This is a genomic window from Novimethylophilus kurashikiensis (assembly GCF_003112435.1).
Lineage (GTDB): Bacteria > Pseudomonadota > Gammaproteobacteria > Burkholderiales > Methylophilaceae > Novimethylophilus > Novimethylophilus kurashikiensis.
The window spans coordinates 85,634-99,011 of sequence record NZ_BDOQ01000007.1 but is presented as its reverse complement, the minus strand read 5'-3'; the positions used below and the strand labels follow the sequence as shown (position 1 = coordinate 99,011).

The 13,378-nt window shown below is 54.0% G+C and carries 14 protein-coding genes; 12 read left to right on the top strand and 2 right to left on the bottom strand.

All coding sequences use genetic code 11. The features are described 5' to 3' along the window. Positions 1 to 119 precede the first annotated feature (119 nt). From NMK_RS09675 to NMK_RS09640, 7 genes are all read left to right on the top strand, one after another. Positions 120 to 1,271, top strand: coding sequence for a hypothetical protein (locus NMK_RS09675; RefSeq protein WP_109015545.1), 1,152 nt, complete (start codon positions 120 to 122; stop codon positions 1,269 to 1,271). Positions 1,272 to 1,285: 14 nt separating this feature from the next. After that, positions 1,286 to 1,489: a hypothetical protein gene (locus tag NMK_RS09670; protein WP_109015544.1), complete on the top strand. Its 204-nt coding sequence runs from the start codon at positions 1,286 to 1,288 to the stop codon at positions 1,487 to 1,489. Positions 1,490 to 1,591: 102 nt separating this feature from the next. Further along, on the top strand, positions 1,592 to 1,864 hold the full coding sequence (locus NMK_RS09665; RefSeq protein ID WP_109015543.1) for a hypothetical protein: 273 nt from the start codon (positions 1,592 to 1,594) through the stop codon (positions 1,862 to 1,864). Between the two features lie 476 nt (positions 1,865 to 2,340). After that, the gene (locus NMK_RS09655) at positions 2,341 to 2,769 is read left to right on the top strand and encodes a hypothetical protein (protein WP_146187160.1); all 429 of its coding nucleotides are present in this window, start codon (positions 2,341 to 2,343) and stop codon (positions 2,767 to 2,769) included. Between the two features lie 320 nt (positions 2,770 to 3,089). Then, positions 3,090 to 4,565, top strand: a complete 1,476-nt coding sequence (locus tag NMK_RS09650) for a ShlB/FhaC/HecB family hemolysin secretion/activation protein (RefSeq protein WP_109015540.1) — start codon at positions 3,090 to 3,092, stop codon at positions 4,563 to 4,565. 2 nt (positions 4,566 to 4,567) lie between these two features. Continuing rightward, entirely contained in the window at positions 4,568 to 8,236 is a 3,669-nt protein-coding gene (locus tag NMK_RS09645; protein ID WP_109015539.1) for a beta strand repeat-containing protein, read from the top strand. Continuing rightward, positions 8,227 to 8,892, top strand: a complete 666-nt coding sequence (locus NMK_RS09640; RefSeq protein WP_109015538.1) for a FecR family protein — start codon at positions 8,227 to 8,229, stop codon at positions 8,890 to 8,892. Before NMK_RS09645 ends, NMK_RS09640 begins: the two co-directional genes overlap by 10 nt. A 61-nt stretch (positions 8,893 to 8,953) precedes the next feature. On the opposite strand, the gene NMK_RS09635 is transcribed toward NMK_RS09640, so the two are convergent. Together NMK_RS09635 and NMK_RS09630 are read right to left on the bottom strand one after the other, a co-directional pair. After that, on the bottom strand, positions 8,954 to 9,421 hold the full coding sequence (locus tag NMK_RS09635; protein ID WP_227871445.1) for a VRR-NUC domain-containing protein: 468 nt from the start codon (positions 9,419 to 9,421) through the stop codon (positions 8,954 to 8,956). Next, positions 9,421 to 10,149, bottom strand: coding sequence for a hypothetical protein (locus tag NMK_RS09630; RefSeq protein ID WP_109015537.1), 729 nt, complete (start codon positions 10,147 to 10,149; stop codon positions 9,421 to 9,423). Before NMK_RS09630 ends, NMK_RS09635 begins: the two co-directional genes overlap by 1 nt. 220 nt (positions 10,150 to 10,369) lie before the next feature. Between NMK_RS09630 and NMK_RS18505 the strand changes: the two genes are divergently transcribed. The 5 genes from NMK_RS18505 to NMK_RS09610 all read left to right on the top strand — a co-directional run bounded on the left by NMK_RS18505 (position 10,370) and on the right by NMK_RS09610 (position 13,314). Continuing rightward, positions 10,370 to 10,855 carry a hypothetical protein gene (locus tag NMK_RS18505; protein WP_181376225.1) on the top strand — a complete coding sequence of 162 codons (486 nt, stop codon included), beginning with the start codon at positions 10,370 to 10,372 and terminating at the stop codon, positions 10,853 to 10,855. A 106-nt stretch (positions 10,856 to 10,961) separates the two neighbouring features. Beyond that, positions 10,962 to 11,699 carry a radical SAM protein gene (locus tag NMK_RS09625; RefSeq protein ID WP_181376224.1) on the top strand — a complete coding sequence of 246 codons (738 nt, stop codon included), beginning with the start codon at positions 10,962 to 10,964 and terminating at the stop codon, positions 11,697 to 11,699. A gap of 13 nt (positions 11,700 to 11,712) precedes the next feature. Continuing rightward, the gene (locus tag NMK_RS09620; protein WP_109015535.1) at positions 11,713 to 12,198 is read left to right on the top strand and encodes a hypothetical protein; all 486 of its coding nucleotides are present in this window, start codon (positions 11,713 to 11,715) and stop codon (positions 12,196 to 12,198) included. Between the two features lie 12 nt (positions 12,199 to 12,210). Continuing rightward, complete coding sequence (locus NMK_RS09615; RefSeq protein ID WP_227871444.1) at positions 12,211 to 12,561, top strand: hypothetical protein; 351 nt, start codon at positions 12,211 to 12,213, stop codon at positions 12,559 to 12,561. A 99-nt stretch (positions 12,562 to 12,660) separates the two neighbouring features. Further along, on the top strand, positions 12,661 to 13,314 hold the full coding sequence (locus NMK_RS09610; RefSeq protein ID WP_109015534.1) for a hypothetical protein: 654 nt from the start codon (positions 12,661 to 12,663) through the stop codon (positions 13,312 to 13,314). Positions 13,315 to 13,378: the final 64 nt, after the last annotated feature.

Below are 13,378 nucleotides of genomic sequence, written 5' to 3'. Positions count from 1 at the left end.
GTTTTCGCTTTTACGCTTGACAAATAAGCGTTACATGGTATATCATTCGTTCCACGTTTTGCAGCTTTATGTGAATTTGTTACAGATAAATTATATTTGAAAATAGAGGAATAGTTCATATGTCACGCTCGGTATCAACTCTTACACCTTCTTCTTTAACTGCTGCCCTGGAAGCGATTGCGGCTTCCCGCAATGAAGATGATTGTGCTGTTGCCATCACCTCCGCTGCCGCTCACATTCAGGAAGCCGTACTGGCTGGGATTACTCCAAAGGAATTGCTGGATGCTATCGATAGCTGCCCGGAAACGTTGGCAAAGGAGCTGGGTACCACTGTAGACCGTGCGGTAAGTTTTTGCCAACTCGACGATGGTTCGATGCTGGGTTTGTGGCTTCTGCCTGTGGTGGTGTCCCGCCCTGTAGCAACCGCCTCTATTATTCCCCTCGAGACCGAATCCATTAACGGCTTGAAGGCAACCTCCTATATTCAGGCGCAGATGGGCGTTAATCGCAACCGCGGTTGGACCTATGTGATGCCAATGCTCCTGTCCTCTGAGCAGGTCAAGCAAGCCGATATCGGCGCACTCATCAAATTACCCCATCAGGCAATGGCACTGGTGCGTGGCCAGACAGCTAACATCAAGTTTGTAGGCGACGCTTCTGTGCCAGCCCCTCTGCCGGGCGCTGCCTTGTACTTCCTTCCGTTTATTACGCGCCACGCTCCTGGTGTGGCGGTTGAGCCTCCGGCCGCAGATGAACGCGTTATGCATCGAGTCCAGAAGTGGATTTCAGACAGCCTGACTGCCCAATCCGTCGACCTAACTGATTTCGCAATTCATGTTGCCCCGACCCCGGAATCCTACGCGGCCGGCATGCCGGCCGGTGAGCGCATCTTCATTGATGTTCGTATTCGCGAAATGATGACCGGCCTCTGCGACCAGTTGAATGTGCTGCCCAATGCCTTGGCGGCCCTGGTTGCTCCTTATGTCACCAAACAAATGGATGATACCTATGTCTTGGGTGTATCCCTTGTATCGCGCCTTACCGGCGCCTACATGGCTACGCTCAGCATGCAGGTAGATTACGACGACCCTCATGGTCACATCGTCGGCATGACGTCACGCATTCTGAATGAAATGGGCATGCAAGTGATTCAACTTCGCCATGACCCTATTCAAACAGTCTCGTGCCAGCATTGCGGCAACTTGCAGTACGCCGTGCCGGTGTTGAACCCCAACCTGAGCCTGACCAATACGGCTCAAAAAGTTCACTAAGGAGATATCCTCGCATGGCTAGACACGTTAATCAGCGCGCATTCACTGTTAACCCGAATCGTGTTAACGAAAATCCGCAACCTCGCCCTGAGCCCAAGCGGCAAAAAACATTGGTCGAAATCGACCTGGGTGAGGCCGATTACGAAGCTCCTTCCCGGCTAGGCGCCAGCTTTCACCTGCTGCTGACCGGTCAATCCCGAGCGGGTGGCGTGTACTAAACCAGCCTTGCAACAAGCCCCGATTAGTCGGGGTTTTTCATTTGTGGCTAGACAACTCGAGCGCGCTATACGCTCATAATCCTCTACCAACATTTGCTCGTCATGTATTACGGACTTCACGACTTACATCCTGCGGTGGTTGAACTCAACCATTTGCGCGAACGTGTCTCAGCGCTGGAAGCGGCTTTGGGTCGCCCATTTATTGTAGAGCGCGGCCCCTGGTCGGTCGATGCATCGGGCAGCCATTTAGAAAGTAATGATTTCACGCATGACGTGAGGTTGCGCATCATTGGTGATTTCAGCGATGAGGCTCAGCGTCGTGTTTATGCGGAAGAAATTGCCCGTCGTCTAAATCTGGCCTCGGAGACAGCATGACTGACGTTGTCCAGGCACGCGAATCCGCCGTAGCAGCGGAGACCAAGGCTGAGCAGTTCTTTCACCAAGTCTTAGACAAGCTGAATCAGCAAAACTCAAGACTCATTGAGTTGCATGACACCATTAAATCATTGCAACCTGTTGCGTCTGGCTCCATCTGTCTCGAACTCTATCCTTGCGGGCCCGGATGTACCGGCTGTCCTCATCCGAGGTGGGTGAAATATTTCTGGACGCAGCAAGAAGGGAGTAAGCCGCCACGGCTGGTTTGCACCAATCTTGACGCACAGTCACGAGACCCTGTCCGAGCGCTATCCCGAGGCGAGGAGCACTATAAGGAGCTCGCGGGCGTCATTCGCGAAACGAAGGTTTTGATGGAAAACAGAGCCGCCTTGCTGTCGGCAATACGGTCCCTTCGAAACGCTGCTAAGCGTAAATAATGCCATCCAGGGAGTTTGGCGCAGACCATGATTAGATTTATGCTTATCATCCTTGGATTGGCCGCATTTGGGGCTTATTCACTCATTGAAAAAATGGGAGGCCCGGCGGCACCTGCCGAGACGGTTGCCGCGGCGCAACAAGAAGGATTGATATCTGGGCTGGGGTCGATGGCCCTGAAGGCCGCCGCCTCAGCCAGCGGCATCAAGACAGCAGATTTGCCCGAGGAAGGCTGCTCGGACAGCGCCATGTCCGCCGACAACGTGAATTCACTGCTAGCCACCTTACCCGAGGGGCAGAGTCAGGTTCTTTCCGACCTACTCTCTAGTGGTTCCACCATTCTGTCCATACAGATGTACTCAGGGACACTGGGGATGGGATTGTGCATCCCGGCCAAAAATATGGTTGTTCTCTTGCCTCAAAAAGTGCAGCAATCCGTTTCAGGCATACTGCCCACCAGCGCTGAGTAACTAATAGTTAACACGCCGTTGGTCGGCTAACACACCCGCCATAAACCTCTCGAAGCGCTCGTTAATCGTGCGCTGTTGCCGTTGCCGCTCAATGAGCAGAAGCGCGTCTTGATGCATGGCTTGTTTTCGCTCTTGCGCCATGCAGCAATAGAGCCCAGCTACCGCCCTGGCTAATCCAAGCTTGGTATGACAGCTGCAATTTTGAAGGTGAGCGTTCATCCAGCAGTATATTGCTATTCCGCGTTTTGCGGAATGTTAACCTTGCAAAAATAGTCATAATGTGCTATATTAATTTATAAATCAATACAAAGGGATTCCCCTTGAAGAACACGGCTATTGTTGCCGCCATTATGGCGCTATGCGCTTCTGCGGTGTACGCCTCAGCAGCAGATGAAACCAACCCCACAGCTCGCGTGACTGGCTATGTGCTGCCGGACGGCATGGACACCTCTTACCTGTCCCAGTATACCGGGCCCGAAGTTTCTTTCAGCGACCTCGACGCCGCGCGTCAGGCTGTCCAAAGGGTGCTTGACGCCTCACATCCCGGATGGGTCGCCGTGTTGCCCGCGCAAGACATCTCTACGGGCCAAGTGCATATCAACATCGAGAAAAAGCTGTTTGGCAAGGTGGATATCAACCCTGCGCTTATGCCTTACTTCCCATCGGCTAAAGAAGGGGCTCCGCTTGACCGTGAGGGGGTGGAGACGGACCTGTTGTTGCTGGCCGACTTATCAAAGCCTCATGACCATATCTGGGGTGCCGCTGAGCATGGCGCAACCTCGTTGAAGGTTGAGGGTGACCCAATTACGACTCAGCAATGGTTGATGCTTGATAACACGGGAACACAGCGGACCGGGCAGCATCGAGCCACTTACCTGATTAAAAGCCCGATGGGGGCGACAAGCTCTGTGTATGCGGCATTGGTAGCCTCGGTGGAAAAGCCTGATGCTGTCCATGCGATGGTGGCTGGGGTGCGGGTACCCTTCATGGCCTCTGGTCTTATTGCAGACCTTTATGGCGCAACCTCGAAGGCCAATATCGGCGACGTAGGCCCCCTGACCCTTGCGGGCGGCGGCTCTTCCCTTGGGGTAAAGCTCACCAAGTTCATTCCAGACCAGGATAAGGGCAGCCATGAATACTATGGCGGCGTAGAAGCACGTGAATACCACTCTACGACCACGTATGGCGGCCAAGAAATAACGTTGACGCCGGACTACCACCTCATTCCAATCACGGCAGGCCTGCGAGTAACCCGCAAGGATTGGCGTGGCGACGCCTCCCTCACACAGGGGATGGCGGGTGCCGATTTATCTCAAGTTCGAAGTGGCGCCGTTTCCGACTATCGCATCTTGCGTGGCACTTGGGAGCGCGTGGTCGCCCTGGCAAATTTCAGGTTAAGGGTCTTGGCGACTGGGCAGTACACCCCAAATGCGCTTCCTGCGGGTGAGCAGTTTGGATTGGGTGGCGCGTCCTCGGTGCGCGGTTATTCGGAACGTGCCGTGGCTCAGGATAGCGGTTATTCGGCAACAGCTGAAATTTCGCATGCGCTTCCCGTTGGTCCGCGTTGGGTTGGCCGCGTATTCGCTGATATTGGCGAAGGCTATCGCAATAAGGCCCTCCCTGGTGAAGTCAGCCATGACAAGCTGGCAAGCGTTGGTGCGGGCGTCACCTATGGCGATGGCGTCTCCCCTATTGTCGCTCGAGCTGATGTCGCCAAGGCGATGACCAGCCTTCAAAACTCCACCACGGACAAAGGTGGCTGGAGTGTTCATTTCAGCGTGTCTTACAGGTTTTAACCATGACTACAACGAATTTTCGCCCCAAGGCTATCGCAGCCATTATTGCGTCACTGCTCTCCAGCACGGCGCTAGCCAATCCCACTGGAGCATCCGTCGTTTCTGGCGTGGTCAACCTCCAGCAAGTTGGAAGTACGCTGAAGGTGACAGCCTCCGACAAGGCCATCATCAACTGGGGTAGCTTCTCGATTAATCAAAATGAAGTCACCCAGTTCCTGCAACCCTCCGCATCCGCCACGGTCCTTAACCGTGTGGTTGGCCAAGACCCATCGGTCATACTCGGGCAGCTGCAAGCTAATGGTCGCGTGTTCCTGGTTAACCCGAACGGCATCGTTTTTGGCCAAGGCGCCCAGGTGAATGTAGGCGGTCTCGTCGCCTCCACACTGGATATCAAGAACGCTGATTTTCTGGCAGGAAACTATGCCTTTTCTGGGGATAGCACGGCCAAGGTGAGTAACGCGGCATTTCTTGAAACGCCCTCTGGCGGCCGCATTGTGCTTTTGGGGCAGGCAGTCGAGAACTCAGGCGTAATTCACGCGCAAAATGGTGAAATCTGGCTCGCCGCCGGCAACTCGGTGACGCTTGCAGACTCTGCCCAGCCGGGGACGTATGTCACGGTTAAAGCTCCCGCTGGTTCCGCAGTAAATATGGGTCAACTCATCGCAGAGCATGGCGTCATTGGCCTGGTTGGACTGGATGTCTCCAATAGCGGTGCTATTTCAGCATCTGGCCTGCAATCGAGTGGTGGGCATGTGTATCTTGTTGCCCAAGGCGCCAACAGCTCCTTACAAACCACCAGCACCTCCGTGATTACTGCGAACGGGGATGGCGCCGGCACGCAAGGCGGGACCATCAAGCTGAAGTCAGACAATACCGGCACGGTAGGTGGCTCATTAACTGCTAATGGTGGCAGCGGGTTCATCGAAACCTCTGCTGGCTACCTCGATGCCTCTGGTGCGTCTATCGAGGCCAAGGACGGCACTTGGCTTATCGACCCCTACAATATCGAAATTGTCTCTGGCGTCGTTGGGAATGCCTCTACCAATACGGGCACAAACCCCATCACCTACTCTCCTACCGGTAGCACCTCCCAAATCGGCGCTGGAGCCATCAGTTCCATCCTGAATGGCGGCACCTCCGTGGTGGTGGACACGACAAACGCGGGTGGTGCCGAGGCGGGCAACATTACCGTAAGCGCCGCGATAACCAAGACGGCTGGCGGTAACGCAAGCTTGTCTTTCCAGGCGGATAACAGCATCACGGTCAATGCGGGCATCAGCTCGACCGCAGGCACTCTTGACCTTAACTTCTTTGCGAACAAATCGACGCCCGGCGCGGGGGGCACGGGAACCGTAGCCATTAATGCGGCTATTGATACCAATGGAGGCGCCTTCAACGTTTCGAACGCCAATAGCCTCACGATTGGCAGTACGGTGAACGCCCTTGGAGGTGTCGCAATCGGAACTCAAACGGGCACCCAGCTGTTAAATTCTTCCATACTGAATGCAGGTACCGGCAAGGTCTCGATTACGGGTAGTGTTTCCGAACTAGGCACAACCAAAGGCCTCATTCAAGCAGGCTCGCTTTCGGTGTCAGCGGTCGGCCAGGCGGTCGACCTCACAGGGAATAACTCCGTTGGCGCTATCGCCATCGATGCAGCCGGCTCGGGTCAGTCCATCGCAGTGACCACGACGGGTGCGCTGAGCATCACGACGGTGGATGGCATCGCAGGCATTAATGCCAATGGCGGCAATCTGAATCTCACCGCAGGTGGAAATGTCTCACAAACGGATGGCATCACCGGCGTGAACTCGCTTTCTGTCACGGCTGCGAATGCCGACCTTTCGACTGCAAGTAATTCTGTCGCGGCCCTCGGAAACGTTTCTACAGGCAACTTCCTCTTGGCTAATGCCGGGGTAGGCCTGACCCTCAACGGCGTAGTGTCCGCGACCACAGCGACGATTACGACCGCGGGAGACCTTACGCTGGGCGCCGCATCACAGCTCAACTTGAGCGGTGCTGGTAACGCGCTGGTTCTTCAATCCGATGGCGTATTCCGGAATCAATCCAACAACGGAAGCGCAGCTATCTCACTTGGTACCGCTGGGGCAAACTGGCTCATCTACAGCAGTGACTACGCCTCCATCGTTACTAACGGACTGGCTGGTAACGGTCGCTACGGTTGCACGTATGCGGCCTGCGGCCCAAATAGCGCGGCGCTGACCGGCCTGACCGGCAATCGCTTCGTATTTCAGAACGCACCCACCTTGACGGTAACCCCTGGTACGGGACAATCGCGCACCTATGATGGCACCGATACCGCTGGTGACGGGGTGCTTGGCTACACGTTGTCCGGTTACTTGTTCAACGATGTCGCGGATGATTCTATTTCTGGCAGCCTGACCCGCGCGGCAGGCAGTAATGTTGGAACCTATAACTTCATTGCGAGCAATCTGGCTAGCAACCTTGGCTACCAGATTCAAATGACTGGTTCGCCGGCAACGTACGCCATTACCCCAAAATCCATTACCTACACAACCACGAACAATAGCATTACATATGGGGATGTCACTTCCTTCGGCAGCTACACTCTCAATGGCGTTATTGCTGCTGATTTGACCGCGGTAGGGGCCACGCAGGGACTGACTCTGAACGGGACCTCAATCAACCCCAACCAGACCTTGCATGCGGGCACGTATGTTGAAACCTTGACGGGCTTGACTGGCTCCGCAGCAGGCAACTACACATTGGCTTCAACCGGGAATACCACGGGCACCCTTACCGTTAATCAGCGGGGGATTACGGTGACCGCTGCCAACCAAACTAGTGTCTACGGTGACCCGACCCAGCCCCTCACCTACTCGGTAACTACAGGTTCTCTCGTTGGTACGGACAGCCTCACTGGCGCCCTTAACCAGACGGGGGTGCATGTCGGTAACTACAGCATCACCCAGGGCACGCTAGCCGCAAGCAGCGACTATGCGCTGACCTATGTTGGGGGAACCTACAGTATCACCCAGCGTGGCATTACGGTAACGGCTGGCGCACAGAGCAAGACCTATGGGAATGGCGACCCAACCTTGAGCTATGCCATTACGACAGGCTCTCTAGTGGGCTCTGACAGTCTCACAGGTGGTCTTACCCGCCAAACGGGCGAACATGTCGGCACCTATAACATCACCCAAGGCACACTCTCGGCCTCCAGCGACTACTCGCTGACCTTCGTTGGGAATACGCTGACGGTAAATAAGCGAAATATTGGGGTCACAGCAGACCCCGCCAGCAAGACTTTTGGTGGAAATGACCCGATTTTTAGCTATACCGTCTCATCAGGCAGTTTGGTGAACGGTGACACGCTATCCGGCGGCCTGACCCGGGATGCTGGGGAAGCAGTGGGCCAGTACGTCATTCGTCAAGGCACCCTGTCCGCTTCTGGTGACTACAACCTGAACTTCACAAATGGCCAGTTTTCAATTCTGGCTGCTCCAGTTGTTGTTCCGGTCACGCCAGTGCCAACTCCTAGCCTCCCGGTGCTCAGCGTGCCGGAAACAAACCTGTTATCCAACGTGCTGACGACTGCAATTCAAACCCCGGTGTATGGCGTGTCTGCACCACAGACGCCGCTCCAGGTTGACCAGGGGCGCGCTAAAGGAGAACTGTCGTGCATGTAGTTAAGAAAGCAATCTCGATAGCGGCGCTGGTGGCGGCCGCCTTCGTGAGTCAGTCGGCGTATGCCGAAGCAGTGGGGACGATTAAGAAAGCGGGACCCTTGGTTTCCATCCGCCATCCAGACCAACATGTCAGCCTGGCTTCAGAAGGCTCCGCCTTCGAGCAAGGGGACGTCGTTCTAACCGGCAAGACCACAGATGCAACTCTGGTAATGGCTGACGGCCAAGTGGTGTACCTCAAGCCAAACAGTGCATTTCGTATCGATAATTACAAGTTTGCAGCTGTAGCGCCGGAAGAAGGGGTTAGCTTTACCTCCATCCTGAAGGGCGGCCTGCGCACTGTGTCTGGGTTGATTGGTAAGAAAAACCACGACAATTATGCCCTGAAGACGCCTACGGCAACTATCGGGATTCGAGGCACGGATTATTCAGCCATGCTTTGCGGCAATGGTTCGTGTGATGGATTGGAGGATGGCGTGCACGTCTTTGTGTATGACGGCCACATTGTCGTATCGGATGATACGGTAAGCCAGGACATCAACACGAACGAAGGGGCCATCATCAAGAAGGCTACCGACGCAATCACGCCGATGGACTCAGGTGTGATGCATTTCACGCCGCCGGTAGAGTTCTTCACGCCAAAGCACCCTGGGTGCTAACTAAAAAAGGGCTGAATATTTCAGCCCTTTTAGTTTTGTCCCGCTGTATGGCTTAGTGGATTTAGGCCACCACAGTAGCCGGTAAGCGCATATAAGCTTCCAACACTGCAATCGCCGCTTCAACCCCCAAACATACCTCAGCCTGGTAGCCTTGGGCGCGCATCAAAGCGACCCAATCCTTCTGAGAGTCTGAGACGCCGGCATCATTCGGCGGCGCGGCTTTAAACTCAATCCACAGCCCGAAGAATCCTCCTCGAGCCACAGGCAGCATCAGGTCGCTTACACCGGCGCGTACCCCCTGCTCCTTGAGTCGCCATCCTTCAAATGCGTTCTTGCGAGAACCGCCGTTGGGGATATGTATGAGGAGCGGCCCCTCGGCCGGGAAAAGCTGCCGGAAAAGCTTGATGAGCTGGGCTTGCTCTTCGCCTTCCAGCTCAGCCTTGCGGGCCTTCGTCGGGCGGGCCTTTTTCGGAACCTCGCTTGGCTTTATCCAGCCTCGCTTGACCGCCTCCTCATAGGAGACATTCATTAAGCAACAGCCCCTTCTGTAGCCGTTTCGACGGTTTCTTCAGGTTGCTTGGAGTTACCACCCTCCTCCGCCGGAGGCAGCGCCATCTCGTAAACAGCCACGCCGAAACTGGAAAGCAGCTCAGCCAATTCTGGGGTGACTCGAACGGACAACAAGGTGCTCACGCGCAAGGATTGCAAATCAGCGTCCCATTGGTCGAGCGTGGTCTGCATGTTACGCGTGGAGGTCTCGTATTCGCCGCTGTCCTCACTACCAAAAACGCGCAATTCGCGGGTAATGCTGCGCAGTCGCTGGCGTTCGGTCGTGGCCGCCTCACCGGTACCGCTGGAACGCAGGGCTGTGTATTGCGTGGCCGCATGGTTAATGTCTTCTTCATCGATAACACGACTCGGCAAGCCGCACATGTACTCTTCAAATACCGAGATGATATTACGAACCGTCGAAATCTGCTGCTCGAGCGTAGGAATGCCAACATCAAAGGATACCTGGCGGACTTGGGAGCTTACTGCCTGAATGAGCAGCTGGAGGTTTTCCAGGTTGTTCAACTCGGCTACCGCCTGGTTACGCATCCTGGCTGTTTGGCCGAGGACAACAGACAGCGTTTCAACAGTCGCCGCTTTAGGCGTAAGCAGCGCCCGCAGCGATTGACGTCGAGCAAGGAAATCTGCCTCCAAGCGTGAAAGCAGTCGATTCCAAAATTCAATGGATAAGGGTTGTGATTCGAACATGCGCAAAGACCTTTCAACTAATAACGGCACCAGGAAGGCGCCGTAAAAATTCGTTACTAGAAACCGAGATACTGTATAGCGCAGTTCGACAGGCAATGCGTTTGACAGTGATGTATTAACTTAATAATATATCATAAAAAGCCTGTTTATTCAATTGCGGCAACGTGCTCTGCTGCGTTTTCTATACTGGTTCAGGACTTAACTTAATAACGGAGGACATATGCTGCATACGAACAAGCCCCTTAATATTCTCAATTTACAAATCCCTTGGGACATCGAGTCGCCGGCTCTTCGGGAGGCCGGGTTAGCCTGGTTGGACTTTGCTGTGGCATTGTTCGCGCAAGAGCCCTTTAGCTATCTAACGCTCTCATGGGCTCGCGATTTTGAAGGTAAAAATCCAGCACTGCGGATTTCTCTGGACTCCTCGAAGAATTTCAAAACAAGGGGGTTGAGAGAGCGGGTAGGTGCTCCTGAGGATGTAACTAATCGCCGCCTAATGTTTGATAAGGAAGTCGAGGTTCTATTCTCAAAAACCACGCCGGATGAGCTTTGGAGTGCTGTCATCGCGTCACAATTCAGTTCCATCTCGGCTTGGGATTTCAGTCATGATGTTCATGAAGAATCCTATCCGCGATTTGCGAGTGGACGTGATTTCCTGGTTCATGTGTTGCCCTTGCATAACGCATCCTGGCATCCTTGGTTGTAACACTCGTACCCCGTCTATGACGGGGTATTTTTGCGCTCTCTATACTCAATCAGGAACAGATGTGCTCTTCATTGAGCTTACGAAAATTGATATTGAGAGGTATATTATGTACATTCAGATTACCACCCGGTGCAACATGACCTGTGCGCATTGCTGCTTCTCGGCAACAGCAAAAGGCACCAACATGGACCGTTACACGTTCATCACGGCGCTCGAAATGGCAGTATCCATGGGCGACCACGTCACCATAGGTGGCGGCGAGCCTACGACTCATCCTGAGTTTTTTGTATTTCTGGATAAGGCGATGGAGTATTTTGAGGCTGGAAAGCTGGATATGCCTCCCCTGGTGGTGACCAATGGTAAGTTGGTCACCAAGGTCAGGAAGTTGTTGGATTACGTCGAGGAGGGTCGCCCGGTCACGGTCGAACTATCTCAAGACGAATATCACGACCCCATCCGTCCTGAAATTGTTGATGCCTTCAAAAAGCATCAACGCGCCAAGGATAGCCAATCGAGGTTCTCTTCGTCTTACTTGGAGCTTAATGACGGCCGTGGCGCCGGTATCCGTACCGTATCCATCATCAGTCCTGTTGGGCGCGCTGCAGAGCCTGCTCGCGGCATTCTGACATCGACTGCGGAGCATTTGCAGTGCTGTTGCGAAACCCCGCTGGTAAGCCCAGAGGGTTTGGTTTATTCATGCGGCTGCAAGCATCACCTACTGGGTAACATTTTCGAAGGCCAGTCTGTACTTGAAGGCTACGACCTCGAACTTGCCCACCAAGGAGGTGGATTGCCCTGCCGGGACATCGCATCCGTTCAACAATATCTGGCTGAAGCCGCTTAAGGGAGAAATCATCATGGCAAAACGGGAAAACCCGGTGTATGCGTACGTCCGTGCATCGCAGGCGCATGGTTACGGCCACATCTACATCGATTGCTTCGAATTGTTCGGCTATAGCGGCCCTACCCTGCGCCTGAGTTGTCAGATGGGAGGCGAATCACATACGACCAGCTACGCCTGGGAGTTTGGCCTCTCGAACGACTATGGCGTTATTGGTGAGTATGCCTGTCATAAGGGCTATCTCCTCATGCGCCGCGCTAACCGGGTACTCAAAGAACTGAATGATACGGTGGGCTATTCGGCCAATTTTGCAAACTATGCTGTTCGAGCTTTGCAAGCAGCTGGTGTTCGAAAGGTGTATTTCAACGACAACCTGCGGGGTGAGATTGGAGGTAAGGGCGTCAAGGAGCTTCCTTGCTTGGACACCAAGCGGGAACCCGACTTACTTGAAAAAGCCATTTTCGACATGGAATCGACGCTCATCCTGCTCATGCGCAGGTAATAAGGAGGCTGTATGCAATTTGTATTCTTGTTTCTGGTGTGTGCTGCTGTTATTTGGGTGTTACATGCCCCGGTAATGCAACTAAGCCGCGCCCGGATGTCGGATGCTGTTAAGCAACCCACGCCCGAGGTCGGCTCCAAGCCAGGTAAATGGGTTGAATGGATGGGAGCTGCTGCTGGTATGACGGGGTCTGCATTATTGGCTTGCCATAATGCGTACTCTGGCTACGGGTTCGTTGCTTACCTGCTATCCAATGGCTGCTGGCTCTGGTTCGGCCTTAAAACCAGAACATGGGGAATGGTGGCCATGCAGATGGGTTTCATCATGACATCCATCATCGGGAGCTATAACTGGCTCTCATAATGCAACATCTCAAAGCGCTGATGGTTTTCCATCGGCGCTTTTTTCATGAGCGTCCTCTAGCTATACACCTAAGTCACTATCATCAATAGAGGAAACATCATGGAAATTTCAAACAACTATGCCTTGGCTATTTCCCCCGCCTACTGCTACTTCACGTCTACCGGCAGCCCGGCGCACATCACCCTTCGACTAAGCCAAGGGAAGTATCTGATTTATCCCGCCGGGATGCCTCGGCAGGATATGGCCACTGAGGAAGAAATGTGGAGATGGCTATCGGCTATGACTCCCACTGCCTTGCAGGACTTGGGGGAAAGCAATGATTTGTTCCGCCTAGGGCTGTATAAACGGGCTCAAATGATTCTGGACGCGGGTTCTGGAATGGCCGCACATCAAGCTAAGTTCAATGAATACATGCTGCGGATAGCACATGAAATCCTTACTTCGCTTGGCTGCGCTGTCAGGCATAAACTGAAGCCACGCCGGGTATCCCCTACAAAAAGTGAAAGCTGGTGGGAGGTTCGGGCAAGGTGCAACCGGGCTGACGGTCCTGACGGCTATGATTGGGTCCATATTCGCATGTTTCCCAGTCCATTTGATGATGCAGCCTGGCAGGTTGAAGTACGCATGGCCGCAGATGGATTGAATGGCTACTGGACGAATCGGTCTCGCTTAGATGCCGCATACAAGCAGCTGGAAAGCCGCGGTATCCGGATTGAAAATGTGCTCTCTGGGTCAACTATCATTCTAGGTTAATCACCCTTCTCAAAACAAAACGGCAACCCATATGGATTGCCGTTTTTTCATATCCAGGCCTGCT